Source organism: Mesobacillus sp. ABV4_180 (assembly GCF_056158485.1).
The window spans coordinates 83291-104455 of record NZ_JBSWTJ010000001.1 but is presented as its reverse complement, the minus strand read 5'-3'; the positions used below and the strand labels follow the sequence as shown (position 1 = coordinate 104455).

Annotated in this window: 19 protein-coding genes and 1 riboswitch; of the genes, 14 read left to right on the top strand and 5 right to left on the bottom strand. The window is 44.2% G+C overall.

The features are described 5' to 3' along the window. Positions 1 to 110: 110 nt before the first annotated feature. The 4 genes from ACXAEA_RS00530 (at position 111) to ACXAEA_RS00515 (ending at position 3697) form a co-directional block, all read left to right on the top strand. Positions 111 to 1346 carry an ATP-binding protein gene (locus tag ACXAEA_RS00530; protein ID WP_475094061.1) on the top strand — a complete coding sequence of 412 codons (1236 nt, stop codon included), beginning with the start codon at positions 111 to 113 and terminating at the stop codon, positions 1344 to 1346. Between the two features lie 164 nt (positions 1347 to 1510). After that, complete coding sequence (gene mtnK, locus ACXAEA_RS00525) at positions 1511 to 2731, top strand: S-methyl-5-thioribose kinase (protein WP_475094060.1); 1221 nt, start codon at positions 1511 to 1513, stop codon at positions 2729 to 2731. A 44-nt stretch (positions 2732 to 2775) separates the two neighbouring features. Next, positions 2776 to 3417, top strand: a complete 642-nt coding sequence (locus ACXAEA_RS00520) for an L-fuculose-phosphate aldolase (protein WP_475094059.1) — start codon at positions 2776 to 2778, stop codon at positions 3415 to 3417. A gap of 142 nt (positions 3418 to 3559) precedes the next feature. Continuing rightward, entirely contained in the window at positions 3560 to 3697 is a 138-nt protein-coding gene (locus ACXAEA_RS00515) for a hypothetical protein (protein WP_475094058.1), read from the top strand. Positions 3698 to 3754: 57 nt separating this feature from the next. Here ACXAEA_RS00515 and ACXAEA_RS00510 read toward each other — a convergent pair whose 3' ends face one another. The 3 genes from ACXAEA_RS00510 to ACXAEA_RS00500 all read right to left on the bottom strand — a co-directional run bounded on the left by ACXAEA_RS00510 (position 3755) and on the right by ACXAEA_RS00500 (position 6898). After that, a complete protein-coding gene (locus ACXAEA_RS00510; RefSeq protein ID WP_475094057.1) occupies positions 3755 to 4306 on the bottom strand; it encodes a DUF3231 family protein in 552 nt (183 codons plus the stop codon). A 155-nt stretch (positions 4307 to 4461) separates the two neighbouring features. Then, on the bottom strand, positions 4462 to 6096 hold the full coding sequence (locus tag ACXAEA_RS00505; protein ID WP_475094056.1) for a mechanosensitive ion channel: 1635 nt from the start codon (positions 6094 to 6096) through the stop codon (positions 4462 to 4464). A gap of 211 nt (positions 6097 to 6307) precedes the next feature. Beyond that, positions 6308 to 6898, bottom strand: coding sequence for a YqaA family protein (locus tag ACXAEA_RS00500; protein ID WP_475094055.1), 591 nt, complete (start codon positions 6896 to 6898; stop codon positions 6308 to 6310). Positions 6899 to 7049: 151 nt separating this feature from the next. On the opposite strand from ACXAEA_RS00500, the gene ACXAEA_RS00495 reads away from it, so the two are divergent. After that, entirely contained in the window at positions 7050 to 7913 is an 864-nt protein-coding gene (locus tag ACXAEA_RS00495; protein ID WP_475094054.1) for a sulfite exporter TauE/SafE family protein, read from the top strand. A gap of 19 nt (positions 7914 to 7932) precedes the next feature. On the opposite strand, the gene ACXAEA_RS00490 is transcribed toward ACXAEA_RS00495, so the two are convergent. Together ACXAEA_RS00490 and ACXAEA_RS00485 are read right to left on the bottom strand one after the other, a co-directional pair. Continuing rightward, positions 7933 to 8790 (bottom strand): GNAT family N-acetyltransferase, encoded by an 858-nt coding sequence (locus tag ACXAEA_RS00490; protein ID WP_475094053.1) that lies wholly within the window; start codon positions 8788 to 8790, stop codon positions 7933 to 7935. Beyond that, positions 8787 to 9971: an FtsW/RodA/SpoVE family cell cycle protein gene (locus ACXAEA_RS00485; RefSeq protein ID WP_475094052.1), complete on the bottom strand. Its 1185-nt coding sequence runs from the start codon at positions 9969 to 9971 to the stop codon at positions 8787 to 8789. The genes ACXAEA_RS00490 and ACXAEA_RS00485 overlap by 4 nt, the downstream gene beginning before the upstream one ends. A gap of 274 nt (positions 9972 to 10245) precedes the next feature. Between ACXAEA_RS00485 and ACXAEA_RS00480 the strand changes: the two genes are divergently transcribed. The 9 genes from ACXAEA_RS00480 to ACXAEA_RS00440 all read left to right on the top strand — a co-directional run bounded on the left by ACXAEA_RS00480 (position 10246) and on the right by ACXAEA_RS00440 (position 21038). Continuing rightward, the gene (locus ACXAEA_RS00480; RefSeq protein ID WP_475094051.1) at positions 10246 to 11022 is read left to right on the top strand and encodes a hypothetical protein; all 777 of its coding nucleotides are present in this window, start codon (positions 10246 to 10248) and stop codon (positions 11020 to 11022) included. Between the two features lie 224 nt (positions 11023 to 11246). Continuing rightward, positions 11247 to 11428: riboswitch (cobalamin riboswitch) on the top strand. Between the two features lie 134 nt (positions 11429 to 11562). Continuing rightward, entirely contained in the window at positions 11563 to 12519 is a 957-nt protein-coding gene (locus tag ACXAEA_RS00475) for an ABC transporter substrate-binding protein (protein WP_475094050.1), read from the top strand. After that, a complete protein-coding gene (locus ACXAEA_RS00470) occupies positions 12485 to 13543 on the top strand; it encodes a FecCD family ABC transporter permease (RefSeq protein WP_475094049.1) in 1059 nt (352 codons plus the stop codon). The genes ACXAEA_RS00475 and ACXAEA_RS00470 overlap by 35 nt, the downstream gene beginning before the upstream one ends. After that, entirely contained in the window at positions 13543 to 14985 is a 1443-nt protein-coding gene (locus tag ACXAEA_RS00465; protein WP_475094048.1) for a heme ABC transporter ATP-binding protein, read from the top strand. Before ACXAEA_RS00470 ends, ACXAEA_RS00465 begins: the two co-directional genes overlap by 1 nt. A 91-nt stretch (positions 14986 to 15076) precedes the next feature. Further along, the gene (locus tag ACXAEA_RS00460) at positions 15077 to 15460 is read left to right on the top strand and encodes a VOC family protein (protein WP_475094047.1); all 384 of its coding nucleotides are present in this window, start codon (positions 15077 to 15079) and stop codon (positions 15458 to 15460) included. Positions 15461 to 16122: 662 nt separating this feature from the next. Further along, on the top strand, positions 16123 to 17595 hold the full coding sequence (locus tag ACXAEA_RS00455) for a SulP family inorganic anion transporter (RefSeq protein WP_475094046.1): 1473 nt from the start codon (positions 16123 to 16125) through the stop codon (positions 17593 to 17595). Positions 17596 to 17672: 77 nt separating this feature from the next. Then, positions 17673 to 18092, top strand: a complete 420-nt coding sequence (locus ACXAEA_RS00450; RefSeq protein WP_475094045.1) for a universal stress protein — start codon at positions 17673 to 17675, stop codon at positions 18090 to 18092. Positions 18093 to 18467: 375 nt separating this feature from the next. Then, complete coding sequence (locus tag ACXAEA_RS00445) at positions 18468 to 19550, top strand: D-alanine--D-alanine ligase (protein WP_475094044.1); 1083 nt, start codon at positions 18468 to 18470, stop codon at positions 19548 to 19550. 108 nt (positions 19551 to 19658) lie between these two features. After that, a complete protein-coding gene (locus ACXAEA_RS00440; RefSeq protein ID WP_475094043.1) occupies positions 19659 to 21038 on the top strand; it encodes a UDP-N-acetylmuramoyl-tripeptide--D-alanyl-D-alanine ligase in 1380 nt (459 codons plus the stop codon). Positions 21039 to 21165: the final 127 nt, after the last annotated feature.

The following is a 21165-nucleotide window of genomic DNA, read 5'->3' as shown; positions in this document are numbered from 1 at the left end:
TAGACAAAATTCTTCAAAAATCAGAATTTTCCATTGAAGAATTATGGCGGTGCATGGATAATAAGAACTATACAATTATTTACATTCTGGCGGCCCCTGGGGGATAAACAATGGTAGAGTTCGTAAAAGATTTAATTCTGCATTTTTCTATTATCCTGTCTCTGGGTTTCATGTATAACTTTCTGTGGATGCAGAAACGATCGATGTACCAGAAGCAGGTTTTCAAGGCGGCTATTTTGGGTGCGCTATTGCTTACCATGGCTTTGCCGGTAAGATTCCACGGTGGAATGGAATTTGATTTGAAATTGATTCCGGTCTTTATTGCCTTTTTTTACTTAAGCAGGACAGACAGTTTTTTGCTTGTGGTTGTCCTTCTTTTGCTGCAGGGTCTTGTCGAGTTCGATAAGCTTGCAGTCACTGCTGCCAATTATGTGATCATATTGATTTTGTTTTTTGCGATTGAAAAGATGTACAAGGACTCCTCAGTCAGGAAAAAGATTGCTCTTGGTCTATTTGTCTATGCGTTAATTACCTCGACAAGGCTTGCTGCGATGATCAACTCCGGCAACGCAAATGACTTTCTCTATCTTCTTGTCTTTTCGTTCGTTTCGTTTGTAGCTTTGTCGGTAACAATCTACATTATTGAAATGACGAACTTGCAGCTGAAAATGATGCATGAGCTTCACAAGGCTGAGAAATTTTCGGCAATCAGCCAGCTGGCAGCCTCGGTTGCCCATGAAATCCGCAATCCGATGACAACGATCAGAGGCTTCATGCAGGTGCTGCAGGGGGAGAGGAATTTAAACGACGACCAGAATCTCTTCATATCGATTTCCCTTCAGGAGCTTGACCGGACACAGACCATTATTGATAACTTTTTATCCCTTGCCAAACCGAACACAGGCGGCATGGCAAAAATCAATTTAAGTGGATTGCTGAAAGAAACCATAGCATTCATGAGATCCTACTCCCATCTGGCAAATACTGAATTGGTAGAAGGAATCGAAAAGGACCTCTGTATTAACGGCGATGCCCATGAAATCAGACAGGTTTTTATAAACATCCTAAAAAATGGAATTGAAGCGATGCCTGGTGGCGGAAGCATTTACATCATCGCCAAGGTTGACAAGGGCTTCGTAAAAATTCAATTCAGGGATGAAGGAGTCGGCATGAACAAAGAACAGCTGGAACGACTCGGCAACCCCTATTACTCTACCAAGGAAAAAGGAACCGGCCTCGGACTGATGATTTCCTACGATATCATTCTTAAAATGAGAGGCAGAATCAATGTCGACAGTGAAGAAGGAAAAGGCACCACCTTCACAATTCTGCTCCCATGTAAGTGATGACCAATACATATTCAGAAAAGAGAAGACGGGAAACCGGCTTCTTTTTTGATAAAACAATCTCAATTTAGAAGCAATATTTTAGTGCCTCGAAATACTATTTTAAGATATAATAATTTTTAAAAGATTTACATAATTGTTTTCGGGAAAGGGGTCAAACCATCATGACAGATTTTAATAGTTACTTTTTGATGAATGCCGATGAGGTCATCCAGTATGTAAAAGCGAAGACCGACTATTTTAATACAGATGCTGAATTAACATGTGCCGAGATTGGCGACGGAAATTTGAATTACGTATTCCGTGTCCTCGATGAGGTGTCCGGGAAATCGTTGATTGTAAAACAAGCTGGCGATACGGCTAGAATCTCTGATGAGTTCAAGCTTTCAACCAATCGGATCAGGATCGAATCCAACGTGCTCAAGCTTCAGGGTGAACTTGCGCAAGGGTTGGTCCCGGATGTGTATTTATTTGATGATGTGATGAATTGCTGTGTGATGGAAGACCTGTCAGACCATACGATCCTTCGAACAGCCTTGCTTGAAGGCCGGATTTTTCCAAAGCTTGCGGATGATCTGACAACGTTCATGGTCAATACTCTGCTTTTGACTTCGGATGTTGTCATGGAGCACAAAGCCAAGAAGGCACTAGTTCAGGACTATATCAATCCTGAATTGTGCGAAATTTCGGAGGACCTAGTATACTCTGAACCTTTCACAGACCATAACAGCAGGAATGATCTGTTCCCAGCCAACAAGGAATGGATTGAGGAGAATATCTATGGTGATGAGCATTTGCGCTTCGAAGCTGCCAAGCTGAAATTTGCGTTCATGACCAATGCCCAGGCACTTGTTCATGGTGACTTGCATTCAGGATCTGTTTTTGTAAAAGATGATTCCACAAAGGTCATCGATCCTGAATTCGCGTTCTACGGACCGATGGGATATGATGTCGGGAATGTGGTCGCCAATCTGATGTTCGCATGGTCCCGTGCGCATGTAACTACTGCGAATGATAAGTATGTTGCCTGGCTGGAGGGGACGATCAAGGATACGGTTAATCTTTTTGCTGAAAAATTCCTGGCTGGCTGGAAGGAAAATGTCACGGACCTCATGGCGAAAGAAGAGGGTTTCGACCGCTGGTATCTTGATTCAGTCCTTCAGGATTCAGCATCTGTAACCGGAATGGAGCTGATCCGCCGAATTGCAGGATTGGCGAAGGTGAAGGATCTGACAACGATTGCTGATGAGCAGCAGCGCGTTACAGCAGAGAGAATTTGCCTTACTGCCGCAAAGCAGTTCATTTTGAATTCCTCCAGCTTCAAAACTGGAGAACAATTTTTACAAGTACTAAAGGATTCAGCTTCAAGCCATAATATGCGATAATAAGACGTTCCTATCTTGATTTTAGAGAAAGAGAGGCGCAGAATATGTTGCTTCTGGAAGAACGGGTGAAAGTCGTAGAATTTGGAAAGAAAATCATCACCAGCGGACTGACAAAGGGTACCGGAGGCAATATCAGCATTTTCAATCGTGAGAAACAGCTGGTCGCCATCAGTCCAAGCGGGATTGATTATTTTGAAACGAAGCCTGATGATGTAGTGATTATCAACTTAAATGGCGAGGTCATTGATGGCAGAAGAACTCCTTCGAGCGAGCTGGATATGCACTTGATTTTTTACCAGCGCCGCGGCGACCTCAACGCACTTGTCCATACACATTCTCCTTATGCAAAAACGATTGCTACCCTTGGCTGGGATATCCCGCCGGTGACATATCTGGTGGCATTTGCCGGTCCGAATGTCAGATGTGCCCCGTACGCAACCTTCGGCACGAAGGAACTTGCGGAAAAAGCATTTGAAGGCATGGTGGACAGGAGGGCGGTACTACTTGCAAACCACGGATTGATCGCTGGAGCCCATAATATCGAAACCGCTTTTACCGTCGCCGAGGAAATTGAATTCAGTGCCCAGATTTACTATCAGGCAAAAGCGATCGGTGAACCGACTATGCTTTCAGATGAAGAAATGGTACATCTAGCAGAGAAATTCCAGAGTTACGGCCAAAGATAAGGTGGAACCCTCTTTTTAGGGGGTTTTTTCTTTTGGATGGGAATCAAACGAAAATATCGGGTACAAAACCTCTGGATTATGCTATGATTATTTAAAAGAAAAAACTGGACTGATTGGATAGTTTTACTAAGGAGGACGGGCTATGAGAGCAAGGACAAGGAAGAGTGAACCTTTTTCGTTTGGAAAACTGAAGGATTTTATCACTACTGTACTGTTGCATCTGAGTTTTTATGCCTTCATTGTATTTCTCGTCATTTTTTTCATCGATAATTTTAGTTAAGTACATATAAAAACACAGCATAACAAAAACCAACTCCACTGTGTGAGTTGGTTTTTATTATTGTGGTGAACCAGGAGCATAGTAATATGGCGGAACCTTAAGCCATCCTCTTTTACGCATGAGTGTTTTTAAGGTTGTTCCAAACATTGCCCATTCAAGATAGAATTGTAACCACATGGTGCCAACATCATTTCTTACAGAGTCCGCCTGCCCTTTTGAACACGCCTGCAAGCATGTAACTAACTTGAACGCAACCCCATTTGCAAGTTCATCATCCGTTAACTTTACCCCTAAAGGAATATCATTTGGATCTGAGTTTGGTTTGGCAGCTGTTGCATCGGGTAGGGGAATTCCTTCTTTCTTCATAAATGCATTTAATTTTTGTACTTGTGATTCACATATTCTAATTACATCCTTAAGCATTTCTTTGACCTCATCATCGGTCGTTGTGTTTAATCCCGTTTCCTCATAACGAATGAACTCAACCATTAAAGTTAAATATGTCCAACAGTCACCAGCTTCAATGATATGTAACGGGGATTTCGGTTCGTTGGTTGTATCGACTGATATTTTTAGCATGTTCCATATTGCTTCAAAAGGATTAGACATTTTACACCTCCTCACTGATTATCATTCCAAATTCAATGCAAATAATGTAACACTTAAAAAATTCAACCGAACCCATCATTCGAATGAACCCCATAAAAAACAGTCCAATTCAGTTGAGAATTGGACTGTTTTTTTGCAGCTTTGTTATCCTATTCTTACGGATTCAACGGATTGTTATCATTTCGTGGATCCATAGGGTTGTTATTCAGGTTGTTCATATTTGGCGGTGTTGCCAGGTCAGGGTTCACCGGTTGGTTGTTTTTCATTTTTTGCTGCTGGACTGCGGCTTTATCGATACTTGTCTTTTCGATTTTTTCATCGAACTTGGTCAGGTATTTCGAAGCAAAGTTCTTTCCGCCAAGACCAAATGCAAGTCCGAATGCAAGAGCCAGTCCGCCGAGTGTCAGGATGAACGCCGCATTGACGATTGCTGGCGCTACACCAAGCTGGTCAAGTGCCATGAAGACAGCGATCGTGATGATTGCATATTTTGCGATTGTTGCCAGAACGTTTGACGATTCGCCCTGCAGGATGCTGCCAAGGACTTTCTTTGCAAGGCCGCCAAGCCATAAGCCGACCCCAAGGATGACAATTGCCGCAATGACGTGAGGCAGATACGCAATGACACCACGCGCCAGGTCTACGAAGAAATCAAGCTTAACAACATTCAGTGCTTCGGCTGCAAATAGCAGTACGACGATGACTTGTACGATATAGCCGACAATGTCTGATAAGCTCAATGAGTTAGGGCGCTTTGCTGATGTACTGAAACCCATTCCTCTAAAATAGGAATCGAATCCGATTCTTCTTAATAGATCGGCTGTAAAATTCTTAAGCCATTTACCAAGCCACAGGCCGATCAATACAAGAACAATTGCGACGACGATATTTGGAATCATCGTCAGGATGTCGTTCAGCATCGCGATGGCTGGTGTGGAAATTCCCTTGATATCAAGACGCTCAAGAGCTGCGATGACAGTCGGAATTAAAATCAAAACAAAAGCGATCGTGCCAATTACGCGGGAAAGGCTTGTACCCTCGAATAAACGGGATAGGCCAAAACGCTCTACTAACCTTTCCGTTCCAAGGCTTTGTAAAAAGTTTGTCAGGATATCGCGGACGATTTTAGCAACGAAGTAACCAACTAACAGGATTAAAGCTGCCGCGAATAGTTTAGGGATGAATGACAAAATGCCCTGTATCATGTTTTCGAACGGCTCAGAGACACCGCGAAGGTTAAGGGCAGACAATACTGCCGGCAAAGCCATCAGCAATACAAGATAGAAAACGATGTTTGCAACCTTGTCGACCACGTTCGTTGTTTGCTGGTTGTCGTCTGTAAGCTTGTACTTGCTCAGCTTTTCATGGACACCTAAAGTTTTGCCGCCTTTCTGGATCAGGAATTTCAATCCAGATGCTATCAGCCATGCAAATAATAGAATCAGGCCAGCTTTTAAAATGTTCGGAATCGCCGATGTAATCGTCGAAATCATGCCTACAAGAGGCTCAGTCAATATATACAAATCTAAAATATTCAGGAACATAATGAAGACAAATACGAGAATCAGAATGTAGACAATTTTGCTGATAATCTTTTCTGCAGAGTACTTTTTATTGTTCATATTCGAAAAAAGTTTGTTATCAAGGCTGGTTTTCTGCAAACCTTTGTAAACCGCCTTTTCAATCAATTTTGCCACAAGCCATCCGACCAGGAGAACCGCAAGCGCAATCAGCACATTCGGCAATTTGCCAAGAATGCCATCCCAGCCATTGTAAAAATTATTGTACAAACTCCTCACTCCTTATTTAAATTGGATTTTTCGAGAGCTGCCGCTGTGCAGCATTTTTTCTAGATAAAATCCTTAGTTAGCTAGCAAGCTTACTTTAATCTACCCAATTGATGACGTTGTAAACAAAGAGACGCTTTATGATCAAAGCGTCTCTTTGTTTATTTGCACTCCAAGCGGATTAAAGTAAAAAAACCGAGCACTGGGGCCCGGTTTAAGATTCTTGTTTATTCTTTTTTGATTTCCGTAAAAACATGTAAACCAGATATCCTGCAATCATGGCAATACCAATTATTACGGTCAGTAAGGCAAAGTTCTCTTCAATGAATGGCATTGCCTTATCACCAAGAGCGACAATGATTGCAGCTTCCAGAAAGAACCGAGCTCCTCGGCCGATGATGGACCATATGATTAGGGTTGGTATTCTTACATTGGAGATGCCGGAAAAAATCGTGAACACTTTATAAGGGATAGGCGTGAATCCGGCAATCAGGATGGCCATCGCACCATATTTTTCGAAGTATTGCTCTACAAGTACAATTTTTTCTTCTTTTATAAAATAACGCAGGATTGGCCGGCCCACTTTTTTACCTATGTACCAGCCAAGAAGTGCGCCAAGTACAGATCCGGATGTCGTGATAAAGGCATACCAGAGTGCCCGGTCTGGATTCGCGATACCCATCGGAATCATCAAGACATCAGGCGGGATCGGGAAAAAGGAAGATTCCAGGAAAGACACGATGAATAATCCCCAGGAACCGAATTCAAGCAGCCATTCTTCAAACGTATGTATCCATTCAGACATGAAGTAGTTTCTCCTTTGAATTGTTATAGTTAGAAGTATATCATTTTTGATTCTGCCAGAGCCAATTATATCAGCAACTGGGAAAATATCGTACCCGTACTGCGAAGAGTGGTATTCTATATAAGAACTCAAATTCAAAGGAATGTTGTTGATGGAATATATCATTTTTTTGCTTCTTGGCGGATTGATCAGTGTCCTCTCGGGTTTTTTTGGAGTAGGCGGCGGCTTTATCCTGACGCCTATTTTGCTTTTGATTGGCTTTTCACCTCTTGAGGCAATTACCACAAGCTTGTTTTTTACGGTGGGTACATCTGTTTCGGGTATTACTGCCCATATCCGCCTGAAAAATATTCTCTGGAAAGAGGGCCTGATCATGGGGGCGAGCGGGATTGCCGCAACGCAGCTGGCCAGACCGCTTGTTTATTATCTTGAAGCACGGGGCTGGGATGAAATTGTCATCCCGTTCCTGTATATTTTGCTGCTTGCGTATTTCGCAATAAAAATGATCCGCCAGGGTAAAAAGAAAGAAGAAGGCAGCGCTGTTCCCGCATCCTTCTCAGTGCCAAAATTATTGGCTGTCGGGTTTGTTGGCGGGTTTGCCTCGGCTGCACTAGGGGTTGGCGGCGGATTCATCATCGTCCCGCTCATTATCACATCGCTAGGGTTCAATCCGAAAAAGGCAGTTGGGACAAGCCTTTTTGCCGTGATGCTGATTGTCAGCGTCGGATTCATTTCGTACGCGATAAACACCAATATCGATTATTTCATTGGCATGATGCTGATTGCCGGTGCGCTCGTTGGTTCACAATTTGGAGCGAAAATGACAAGTCACTTTGAAAACAAAGAAATGAACGCAATGCTTGGACTGCTTTACATCGCCACTCTGGCAGGAGCCGTGCTTAAGCTGTTCGATCTAAATAAAACAGGTCTTGTAATCATGGGCGTATTCATCGTTTATTTCTTTATCCGTGCAGCTGGGAAAATAAAAAATATAAAGGCAGTAAAAAAAGGCTGAGATTGATCAGCCTTTTTTTCTAAGCTTCGGATGTAACAGGATGCTTCACATATGCAGGAAACTCCAGTCTGGGAGAACCTTTTTTTACAAACAATGCTCCATCCCTTTTAAAAGGAAGACGCTTATACTCAAGTCCCTCATAATCAGGGGTGTAATGGAACGTAATCCCGGATTGGTCCTCCGGCAGTGCCGATAAAATCCTCCTGATGTCGACAGGCGTGGTGCTGATGACATCATACAGCTGGACCGTGCCATTTTCATTCGTGAAAATGACAATCGCGTTCTCGTTTTCATGATAGTAGAGATGGTCGGTAAAAACATTCAAGACATGGTACATCGTAATGCTGCCGGAATTAGCGGTGGCGAAGCGGTTTGAAACTGGCATTCTTCCATAAATGAATTTTTCAATGAAGGAAAGGTCTTTTGTAATGTCCAGTTTCCTCAAGCGGCCTTTCCCCGATGCAAAGACGGTGGAATATTGAAATTCTTCAACCGTTTCAAAACCGAACTTCGGGTAAAAATTCAGCACGGTGTCATTTGAGAACAGGTACATGAAATCGTACTTACCCTCGTATTCAGTGAGGACATGATTCATCAGGCTGGCTGACAGACCTTTGCTGCGATAATCCCAATGTGTCATGACAGTTCCGATCTGCAAGGCTCTGCGGCTTTGTCCTTCCATGATAAAATCGAGCTCATTTACGGAAACATTGGCAACCACTCTGGACCCATCTGCATAGGAATACGGAATGTACCTCTCTCGCCAATATCCGTTCTCATGCCAGCTTTTAAAATCAATGCCGAAAACCTCAGCCGCCAGCTGCATAAAGCTGGCTCGTAACCCTTCATTGTTCCGGTAATTGCTTACTAGCTTCATATATTAAAACTCCTGTCCTTTGAGGCAAACATATAGGTTTTATGGTGATAGCGAATACCATAGATCAAGCCCATTGCGAGCATATTGCCCATGAGCGAGCTGCCGCCGTAGCTGATGAATGGCAGCGGGATGCCGGTGATCGGCAAAAGCTGGATCGTCATCCCGATGTTCTGGAATACATGGAAGGTGATCATGCTGATGACGCCCGTGCTGATATAGGTGTTGAAAGGGTCGTTCGTGTCCAATGCGGTTTTCGTTAAATGGTAGATTAACAGGAAATACAGGCTGATGATGAAGCTGCCGCCGACAAAGCCGTATTCCTCGCCAATCACACTGAAAATAAAATCGGTATGGCTTTCAGGGATATATACTTCGCTGCCGTTTAACCCTTTGCCGGTTAACATACCAGAACCGATGGCACTAAGTGACTTTAAAAGATGGTAGCCATACTCAGGGTGGCTATCAGGATCAATCCATGCATAAATACGGCCGAACTGATAGGTTTTCACATTCAAGTATTCTTTCAGAAGTTCAGGTTTCCAGATGACGAGGTACAAAATTCCGGCTCCAAGAGCTGCACCTCCGCCATAAAGAGGCAGGATTATTTTCCAGGTGATGCCCGAAACAAGAATCATTCCGGTAAAGATTGCGATTACGACCAGTGAGGTTCCCAGGTCAGGCTGGAGCATGATCAAACCGAGTGGCACTGCGGTTACCATGCCAAGCTTGATGAAAAGAAGAAAGTCTGTTTGAAGAGTCTTCAGGTTATGTTTGTTGTGGTGGGCATAAATCGTGCTGCTGAGGGCAAGAATCAGAAAGACCTTCATGAATTCGGAAGGCTGGATCGAACCGAATGGATCAATGAAAAACCAGCTTTTTGCGCCATTCCTTTCTTCAGCGATGCTCGAAGGGGCAAAATGAAGAAAAACAAGCAGGAATATTCCAAAGCCGTACATAGACCACGAAAGTTTGCGGTACTGGTCGCTGTCGAACATCATGACAACACTAATAATTCCGCCACCGACGCCGTACCAAAAGATTTGCTTGAATAAAAAGTTCTGTCCGTATTGTCCAGTTTTTTGGGCACTGTAAATCGCCATGCAGCTTGCCAGAAAAAGCAGCAGCAAAATCAATGTCAGTGTCCAATCAAACCGTTCATGTTTTTTTAAAGGTTTATTCATCTATCAACACCCTGTCTGGCTCTTTTTTTACATTTTTATGCTATCAAAGAAAATTTATCCTTACAATGCTTCTATCTAATATAGACGAATGAACAGGTCCATTAGTTTCTTTGGCACAGCGGGATTATTTTGGTTCATAATAATGTTGTTTTTGGGGAGTCTGTATAAGATATTTTTGCTTATTTTTGTTAGAATGGAATGAGCGTCATTTTGTACGGAAGCAGCTCACCCGCTGTCAATTTACACCCAGAATTTGTCCGGGAGGTTAACGCCCTTGAAAAAGAACCATCCTTATAGCCGGGATTTGTTATATGTCCATTTGAACGACCGTGATCAATATGTTCTTTCGTATGGAATTGAATTCTTTGAATTTGCCAGGTCATTGTCTGATTCGCTCAATCACTTGCTGCTGCTGAAGCACCGCTATGAGGATGGCGAGTTCAACAGACATACTTTGTTTGATTATGTTCCAGAAGATGGTGTCGAAAAGCTGATCGCCGACAATGTTCATGCCTACGGCGATTTTTGCTGGATCGATTTCGAGGAATTGGAAGCGCTGAATGTGCTGTCAGCCCACGAAATAGCCGAAGTCCTTTATCTTGGCCATATCAAGCACCATCTTAAGCTGCCATTCTATAACCAGCTTAATAACCGTTTTGTGTACCTTGCCCATGAAGATGGCTGGTTCAATAAAACGTATTATCGGAATTTCAATGACTTTTTCCGGATGCTTGGCAATGTCCTTTCTGGAAAACTTGGCGAATTGAAGCCAGAGAAAACCTTGCTCGGAATCAGAAAAAAGAAATCCTATCCTTCAGTCAGCAAGGAAATCTTGAAAACACTGACCCCTGCTTTAAAGGAAGGTGCGGTCTTTTCGCTGAAAAATATCCAGCAAAACCGCAGCAGGATCGAAATTCCTATCTGGATCATCGGCGATTTTGCCAATATGGATGATATGTATGATGAGTATAGAGAAGCCAGCCGAAACACCCCGGACGGAAGGCTGGTATTTGATAAAAAGCTGAAAGAATGGAGCCTGCTTGCTCAATGACCTTTCAGGATCGGGAAAGTTTGTCGAAATGCTGAATAATGGTATCGGAAATATTCGTCAAAATGCTCAAGAATGAAATCGAGAATATTCGTCAAAATGCTCAAGAATGAAATCGAGAATATTCGTCAAAATGCTGAATATGAAATTGCAAAAAAATGTCGAAATGATCAATAATTTTGAAGCAATTTTTCGCGCATCGTGTATAATTGGATTTAGCGGAAAATTACATATCGAATGAATCGGGTGTCTTTTATAACAAGACTTAAAAGGGAAGTTGGTGAAAATCCAACGCGGTCCCGCCACTGTAAATGGGAGCAAGCTGCATCAGGCCACTGTACAAATGTATGGGAAGGCGCAGCAAGCATTGACCATGAGCCAGGAGACCTGCCTGTTCATTGCGCCAGAAAACCTACGAGGATAGGGAGGTGCCGACAGGCTCTATGTCTTTTATTTTGATAAAAACATTTGCTTACTCGGACATCTCCCCTTCAGGTGGAGATGTTTTTTGTTATATAAAAGAACAATTTGGAGGAGAAGCAAATGAAAAAATTATTATTAATGATGATGGCGGCTGCCATGATTCTTGCTGGATGCGGCACTGAAGCAAAGCAAGAGAAAGCGGAAGGCGAAAAAGCAGCGCAGGAGCAAAAGTCGGAATTCCCGGTAACTGTAAAAGATGCGATTGATGAAGAAGTTGTCATTGAAGAAAAACCTGAGAAAATCATATCTCTGATTCCGAGCAACACGGAAATCGTTTATGCGCTCGAGAACGGAGAGGCGATCGTCGGCGTCACAGACTTTGACAACTATCCAGAGGAAGCGATGTCCAAGGAGAAAATCGGCGGAATGGAATTCAATATCGAGAAAATGATCTCGCTGAAGCCTGATCTTGTGCTTGCACATGAATCTACCGCCGACACGGCGAAGGCTGGCCTTCAGCAATTGAAGGACGCGGGGATCGATGTTGTCGTCGTGAACGATGCACAGTCATTTGAAAAAGTCTATGAATCCATCGAAATGATTGGCCAGGCGATCGGCGAGCAGGAAAAGGCCAACGAACTTGTAAACATAATGAAAGACAGTTTTGCTGAACTGAAGAAACAGGCTGAAGCAATCAAGCCGGAAGAACAAAAAACCGTGTTTGTCGAGGTATCACCAGCGCCGGAAATTTACACAGCAGGCAAAAATACATTCATCAATGAAATGCTTGGGTTGATTGGCGCGAAAAATGCTGCAGGTGATATGGAAGGCTGGGCCAAGGTTGACCAGGAAGCAATCGTTGAGCGTAATCCAGATGCCGTTGTGACAACCTATGGATATTATACAGAAAAGCCGATTGAACAGGTTCTTGGACGCCAGGGCTGGAATAATGTAAAAGCGGTCAAGGACCAGCAGGTATTCGATGTCCACTCAGACCTCGTTACCCGTTCAGGTCCAAGGCTCGCTGAAGGAGCAGAGGAGCTTGCAAAAGCCATTTACCCGGACGTTTTTAAATAATATAGGATTTGCGTATATCGCAGCTGCGGCATTTTTGGTTGCTTCCATGCTGCTTGGCATTTCGATCGGAACGGTTTCCATCCCAGTACCAGCAATTGTTGAAATCATTGGTGCTGAAATTTTCCGCTTACAGGGACAGGGAATCGACCCGATGCATGCAAGCATTGTCATGGACATCAGGCTGCCGCGTGTGCTGCTGGCGGGACTCGTCGGCGCATCACTTGCCATCGCCGGTGCCGCATTCCAGGGGCTGCTGCGCAATCCACTTGCAGATCCGTACACACTGGGGATTTCATCCGGAGCCTCAATCGGTGCGGTGATCACCCTGTTTTTCGGCATCTCACTGCCGGTTGTTGGCATCTTTACCTTGCCGGTGTTGAGTATTCTTTTCGCATTTGCGACAGTATTGTTTGTCTTGTTTTTTGCCCGGAGAGTCGACAGGCTGCTCAAGGTTGAAACGATCATATTGACTGGAATTATTTTAAGTTCATTTCTAGGATCTTTTATTTCTTTGATGATTGCCCTCTCCGGCGAGGAGCTCCGGCAAATCATCGGCTGGCTTCTCGGCAGTGTCTCGATGCGCGGTTGGGAGTATATTAAAATTATTTTTCCATTCTTTCTGATTGGTTTAGTAATTTTACTTGCGAGCACAAGGGAGCTGAATGCGATGTCTTTTGGCGAAGAACGTGCCCAGCATCTTGGTGTGAATGTGGAGCGCCGCAAGTTATTGATTCTGCTCTCTGGCTCGCTATTAACCGGTTCTGCGGTGGCGGTCTCAGGGACAATCGGCTTTGTCGGGCTGGTCATCCCGCATTTGACTAGAACTGTGTGGGGACCAGACCATCGCCACTTGCTTCCGTTATCCGTATTGATCGGCAGCGGCTTCCTGATTTTAGCTGATCTTTTATCACGGACGGTCATCGCGCCATCGGAACTGCCGATCGGCGTAATCACCGCTTTGATCGGCGCACCTGTATTCGCGCTTATTTTAATGAGAAATCGTAAGGAAAGAAGTGCAGGCTGATGATTACTGTGAAAAATGTAACAGGCGGATATACGGGTGGCGAAGTGCTGAAAGAGGTTTCCTTCGAAGTAGGCAAAGGGGAATTGTTCGGCATCCTTGGCCCGAATGGCAGCGGGAAGACAACGCTGTTAAAAATGATCAGCGGAGCTCTTGATTTCAGGAAGGGTTCCATTCAGCTGGATGGCCGTCACTTGACCGAGTACTCGCCAAAGCAGCTTGCAAGGCTGATGGCTGTATTGCCTCAGCACGCAGAACAGGCCTTTCCTTATTCAGTAAAAGAAACTGTTTCGCTAGGCCGGTATGCGCACCAGAAGGGCTGGTTCAACAGCTGGCGTGTTGAGGATGAGGAAATTGTCCAGAAAGTGATGGAACAGACGGGCATTACTCATCTCCAGGAAAAATCGATCGTTGAACTCTCCGGCGGTGAAAAGCAAAGAGTCTTCCTCGCGCAGGCGCTGGCGCAACAGCCAAAAATCCTCCTGCTTGATGAGCCGACGAATCATCTTGATCTCAGCTTCCAAAAGGAACTGCTGGATCTTTTGAAAAGGTGGGCGGCAGAGGAGAATCTGACGGTCATCTCAATTTTCCATGATCTGAACCTGGCGTCACTCTATTGTGACAGGCTTCTTTTGATGGAAAATGGCAAGACCTTGATTGTCGACACTCCTGTGGAAGTTTTAAAAGAAGAGCGGATTAAAAAGGTTTATAAAACAGAGATTAAAAACCATCCGCATCCGGAGATTGCAAAGCCTCAACTCTTACTTGTTCCAGAAACGGACGGGGAGGAGAGCAGCAATTTTAAAATAGACGGAAGTTTGATTGTTGCTGGACATGATCGGATTGTCCTCCAATCACCGGTAAAATTGCGGACGATGTCTTCGGGAATCACCGGAGCGGGGATTGGATGGCACAGCTCGTTTGTGCACAGGATTGTCCCAATGGAGTATGACTGCAGTGACCATAAGGCGGAGATGGCAGAATATTTGCAGGAGAACGGTTTCCTGCCAAGCGAAACAGTCGGGATGATGACGGCAGTTCCGGCAGAAACAGCATCTCACCAGCTTTTTGAAGAGGGTAGCCATTCGATTTTTATCATAGTATCGGCTGGAAACACCCATCGAGAAAGCCCGCGAAACATCAATACCTGGCTGTTCATCAATGGCAGGATTTCCGAAGAAGCTTTTATCCAGAGCGCGATGACCGCGGCCGAAGCGAAAATCAGTGTATTGCAAGAGCTTGAAGGCAGCGCGCCGGTTGCTGCCGGACAGTTTGCAGGCATTTCAACAGACAGCATCTGCATCGCCGCCACCCAGCAGGGAGAACTAATCTCCTACGCAGGCACTGCCACCCCGCTAGGGAAGCTGATCAGTGAAGGAGTTTACACCTGCACAAAGGACGCCATTTTAAAATATAGAGCAGCCCGGTCCGCTTCTCATCGTTAAGTCAATGAAAGAAACAAGCCCTCTTAGTGTTTCATCATGAATGAAGGAAACAAGCCATTTAATCTCGAATCTATGTAATGAGGTGATCACAATGGAATTGAAAATGGGTTATGTCATTTTATATGTTTCTGATTTGGAAAAAACAAAACACTTTTACGGCGAATTGCTAGGTTTGAAGCTGCGCAATGAATTCGGGACGTATATTGAATATGAAACAGGCAATACAGTGCTGTCGATGAACACAAGAGAAAGCGGCCGAGAAATCACAAAGCTACCGATTCCTGACGGGGTGAAGAATGAACAAACTTTTGAGTTGGGCTTCGTGACAGAAGACGTTAAAGGTGCAGTGGAAAAGCTGCGGTCAGCCGGCGTTCCGATTTTGCTCGAGCCAACCGAAAAACCTTGGGGCCAGGTCGTTGCCTATGCAGCGGATCCGGATGGACATTATATTGAGATTTGCACCCCGATTGGGTGATAAATTCCTGCAGTCTTTGGACTGCAGGAATTTTTTTGTGCTGACCAAGGGATATAAGGAATGCTTTATAAGCCTTAAACGGGGGCGGAGGTCCAAAAAAGTCTTATGGGAAGGTTCTATAAGACTAAAGGGAGCATGAGACTTGGAAAAGGTCACATAGAAAGGTTCTATAAGCCCTAGATGGTGGTGAAGCTCCCAAAAGGTCACATAGAAAGGTTCTATAAGCCCTAGATGGTGGTGAAGCTCCCAAAAGGTCACATAGAAACATCCTATAGGCCCAAGATGGTGGTGAAGCTCCAATAAAGGTCATATAGAAAGGTTCTATAAGTCCAAAACGGAGACGGAGCCTCCAAAAGGTCACATAGAACAATTTATATTCCCAAAACTGGGATGGAGTCCAGAAAAGGTACTATAGTAAGGATCTTATGAGCCTAAAACAATACAGGAGTAATTCATGTTAAATAGCTATTTTACATTTAAAGGATTTCACAAATCTATATGGAAAAATGAGATATCAGCAGATTTTTGAAGAAATACAGCTATTTCAGCGCTTACAGCACAGGTTGCCCGTTTTTAAAATTATGTTATGATTATTCCTGTTTGTAACGGACCCGGCTTGCTTGAGAGTAGGAAGCCACAAAATAATCTTAAGGGGTGTTTATTTGAATACTACTACAATTAAAGAACAATGGTTTGGCAACGTTAAAGGAGATATCCTTTCTGGGATCGTCGTTGCGCTGGCTTTGATTCCTGAGGCGATCGCGTTTTCGATTATTGCTGGTGTTGACCCGATGGTAGGGCTTTACGCTTCATTCGCAATTGCTGTGACAATCGCGATTGTCGGCGGACGTCCTGGTATGATTTCAGCTGCGACCGGTGCGATGGCGCTGTTGATGGTGACGCTTGTTGCTGACCATGGTTTGCAATATTTAATGGCAGCAACGATTTTGACAGGTGTCCTGCAGATTCTGTTTGGTGTGTTTAAATTGGCAAGGTTCATGAAGTTCATTCCGCGATCAGTCATGATTGGATTCGTAAATGCACTGGCAATCCTGATCTTTATGGCCCAGCTTGAACAATTTGTCGATGCTACATGGGTTATGTATGCTTTGGTAGCGGGTGCGCTTGCCATCATTTATCTTTTCCCTCGAATCACAAAAGCAGTGCCATCACCGCTTGTGGCAATCATTGTCATTACTGTGATTGCGATCATGACAAAGAGCGATGTCAGAACGGTTGGCGATATGGGGAATCTGACTTCTGCCCTGCCGACATTCCTAATTCCTAATGTACCTTTTAATCTTGAAACATTGAAAATTATTTTTCCATATTCATTGGCCCTGTCGATTGTCGGCTTGCTTGAATCCTTGCTGACTGCTTCTATCGTTGATGACATGACGGATACTTCCAGTGATAAAAATAAAGAAAGCCGCGGCCAGGGGATTGCCAACATTGTTGCTGGATTATTCGGCGGCATGGCGGGCTGCGCTATGATTGGCCAATCGGTTATCAACGTAAAATCTGGAGGACGAGGCAGATTGTCAGCTTTTGTTGCTGGTACGTTTCTGATGTTCCTGATTATCGCATTAGGAAATGTCGTTGTACAAATACCGATGGCAGCCCTAGTTGGGGTTATGATCATGGTATCGATCGGAACGTTCGACTGGTCATCAATTAAAGGGATGGCCAAGACTCCTATTACCGATTCAACCGTAATGGTAGTCACTACTGTCACTACAGTATTTACACATGATTTATCAAAAGGTGTTTTTGCCGGCATCATCCTTAGCGCGATTTTCTTTGTGGCAAAAATCTCAAAGGTGAAGGTGACATCTACATTGGATGTTGCAACAGATCGCCGTACGTATTTTGTAACAGGGCAGGTATTCTTCGCGTCTGTTACGGACTTGATCGAATCCTTTGATCTAAAAGAAACAGCAAAAGAAGTCGTAATTGACCTGACACATGCCCATGTTTGGGATGATTCAGCGGTCGCGGCAATTGATAAAATCGTCATTAAATTGAGAGAAAACGGTACAGTGGTCCGTCTGCATGGACTGAATGAGCCAAGCTCCCACTTGATTGACAAGCTAGCCGTTCACAAACAGGAAGGCGCCAAGCTTTCCGGACATTAAAATATTGAAAAGTGCGTTGACCACTCAACGTGCTTTTTTTATATAATGAGAAATAGAGATAGTAGGGGGAATGAGAGATGTTCAAGAAAATCCTGCTTGCTGCTGATGGGTCTGACCATTCAGTTCGTGCAGCAAAAAAAGCAGCGGAACTGGCGAAACTTAGCGGTAATAGTGAAATTACGGTTGTATATGTAATAGATGGTCAAACCTCAAAAGAAGATGTTCTTCATAACCCAGACCGGACTGTCGTTGAGGAAAAAAGAAAAATGAGACTCGCCCCGGTGACGAATCTTTTTAATAGCGATGATTTGAATTTTAAATTAGAGAAATTGCTCGGTGAACCGGGACCAGCCATCGTGGATTATGCGAATAAGAACCAATTCGATGTAGTCGTCGTCGGCAGCCGCGGCTTGAACGGCTTGCAGGAAATGGTTCTCGGCAGTGTAAGCCACAAAGTGGCCAAACGAGTGAAAGCACCGGTGATGATCGTAAAATAACAGCGCTCAGGACAATCTGAGTGTTTTTTATTGGGGTTTTAAATCCGTGAGTACACCTATACTGAAGGGGCTTTCCATTCACGGTATTATCTGTTGATTCATATGGTATATTAGGCATTTGAACCAGTTCGAATGCCAAAATCGGGATTACTCTTTTTATCAGAGTGAAAATCAAAAGAAAGTTCCGTATTTTAATAAGCGTACAGGTTTCATACAGGTAAAACAGGAAATAGTATAGCAGGAGCATGGAATATTAAAAATTGATAACAATTACTTTATTAAAAAATAAAGTGGTAAAATAAATAACGGAAAGTGCCTATAGAAGGCACTCGAGCTAATTAGCAAACAGAGCGAATTCATTGGAGGTCTATTTCTATGAAGACAAGAATCGGGCTGCTGTATGGCGGCAAATCGGCTGAACATAAAGTATCGATGCAGACAGCTTTGGCTGTGACGAAGGCATTGGATTTTGAAAAATTCGAGATTTATCCTATATACATAACGGAGGAAGGAGAGTGGGTCAAGGGTCCTCAGTTGAACGCGCCTGCAGAGAACGTCAAGGCACTTGAGTTTTCGGAAGGATCGAACTTGCCGACTCCTTCATTTACTCCAGCATTATTCCAGGCAGGCGGTGCAGAATCCGGCAAGACTCTTGATGTCATCTTCCCATTGCTTCACGGCCCGAACGGTGAAGATGGAACGGTTCAAGGCTTGCTTGAATTATTGAACCTTCCTTATGTCGGGAACGGCGTCCTTGCATCTGCAGCAGGCATGGATAAAATCGCCATGAAGAATATTTTCGCACAGGCGGGACTTCCTCAGGTTGAGTATGTATCTGCCCTTCGCAGTGAATGGGAAAAGAACAATGAAAAAATCTATAGCCTGGTGGAAGAAAAGCTTGGCTATCCATGCTTCGTAAAGCCTGCAAACCTTGGATCGAGCGTAGGGATCAGCAAGGCTTCGAACAAGCATGAGCTTGAAGCGGCGTTCAAAGAAGCGTTCCAATTTGACCGTAAAATCATCATCGAACAGGGTGTTGTTGCACGCGAAATCGAAATCGGAGTATTGGGCAATGATGAGCCTGAATGTTCTGTAGTAGGGGAAATTGTTCCTAAAAAAGATTTCTACGACTATAAAGCGAAGTACGAAGATGGCGACACGGCCATGATCATCCCTGCTGAAATCACCGATCAGCAATACGCTGATTTAAAAGAAATGGCGATTACTGCTTTTAAATCACTTGATTGCTCAGGACTTGTTCGCGCAGACTTCTTCCTGACAAAAGATGGCCAGCTGCTGATCAACGAAGTGAACACAATGCCTGGCTTCACACCATTCAGCATGTTCCCGCTTTTATGGAAGCATACGGGTGTTGAATACCCGCAGCTGATCGAAAAATTGGTGAACCTGGGGATCGAACGCCACGCAGAAAAGCAGAAAATTAAGTACACTTTCTAATACAGTGAACACATAAATTTTAACACCAGGGGAGACACGGCCAGTGAAAGCATCATGCTTTCTTCTGCCGTGTTCCTTCATTTTTGCCGTCAATGGGAGGAAATCAATATGATCCAAAAAACATTATCAGAAGTCGCTCAAATGGCGGGTGCCTTGAACGATGTGAGCAAATTCTCTGATGTAATCATAAAGGGAGTTACAATCGATACTCGTAAAGTGGAAGAAGGCAACTTGTTCGTTCCTTTTAAAGGAACTCGGACTGACGGCCATAATTTTGTTGAAGATGTTATCAGGGACGGTGGTGCTTCAGCTGCCCTTTGGCAAAAGGATGTGCCGAATCCTCCGGAGGATCTGCCAATCATCATCGTCGAAGATACGACAACGGCCTTGCAGGAGCTGGCGAGAAGCTACCGCAACTCGCTCGATATCAAGGTAGTCGGGATTACCGGCAGCAATGGGAAAACGACTACGAAGGACATGACCGCGAATCTGCTGGCGCAGAAATACAAAGTTCAGAAAACCGAAGGCAACTTCAACAACCATCTCGGTCTTCCGATCACACTTCTCCGTTTGCGTGAAGATACAGAGGTCGCTGTGCTTGAGATGGGCATGAGCAGTAAGGGTGAAATTGAATTTTTAACAAAGATGGGTCGTCCTGATGCAGTAATCATCACGAATATTGGAGAATCCCACCTGCTTGATCTAGGTTCAAGGGAAGCGATTGCCGAAGCGAAGCTTGAAATCATCAGCGGTTTGCGCGAAAACGGATTGATTATTTTTCATGGAGACGAGCCGCTCCTTCAGGAAAGGCTTAATGATTACCATGGGTCAGGTGAACTGAAGACTTTTGGTGCAAGTCAGGATAATGATCTGTATCCTGTCAGCATTGAACCAATGGAAAGCGGGAATAAGTTCAAGACGAATCACTGCGATGAAACATTCTATCTGCCGGTTCTCGGAAACCATAATATCCTGAATGCACTGGCAGCAATGCTAGCCGCAGAGTTCCTTGGTGTATCTTTTGAAAAAATGAATGACGGCTTCGCGGGTTTGAAGCTGACAAACATGAGGATGGAACTATCGGAAGGCACTAATGGCGAGAAAATCATCAATGACGCTTACAATGCGAGCCCAACCTCAATGAATGCAGCCATCGACCTCGTTGCCAACCTTTCAGGCTACAGCCGTAAAATCCTCGTGCTCGGTGACATGCTGGAGCTTGGGCCTCTGGAAGAAGAGTATCATTACAAAGTTGGTGCGTCACTAGATGCAGATAAAATCGATTATGTATTCACATTTGGCAAACTTAGCGAATCAATCGCCAGGGGTGCCGGGGAAGTACTGGGAGAGGACAGAGTATTTGCCTGCCAGGATAAACAGGAACTGAGCAATGAACTGAAAAAGTACGTAACAGACGAAACGATCGTCCTTGTAAAAGCATCTCGTGGGATGAAACTTGAAGAAGTTGTCAAAACGCTGCAGAAATAAACATTCCCAACTGGATGTCCTGACTGACAGGGCATCTTTTTGGCTTTTTTAGGATCGGTTTATAATCATTTGGACTTGTGTAAGAGAGTTTGATGCTGCTGCAGAAATATATGTGCTGGCAGCAGAG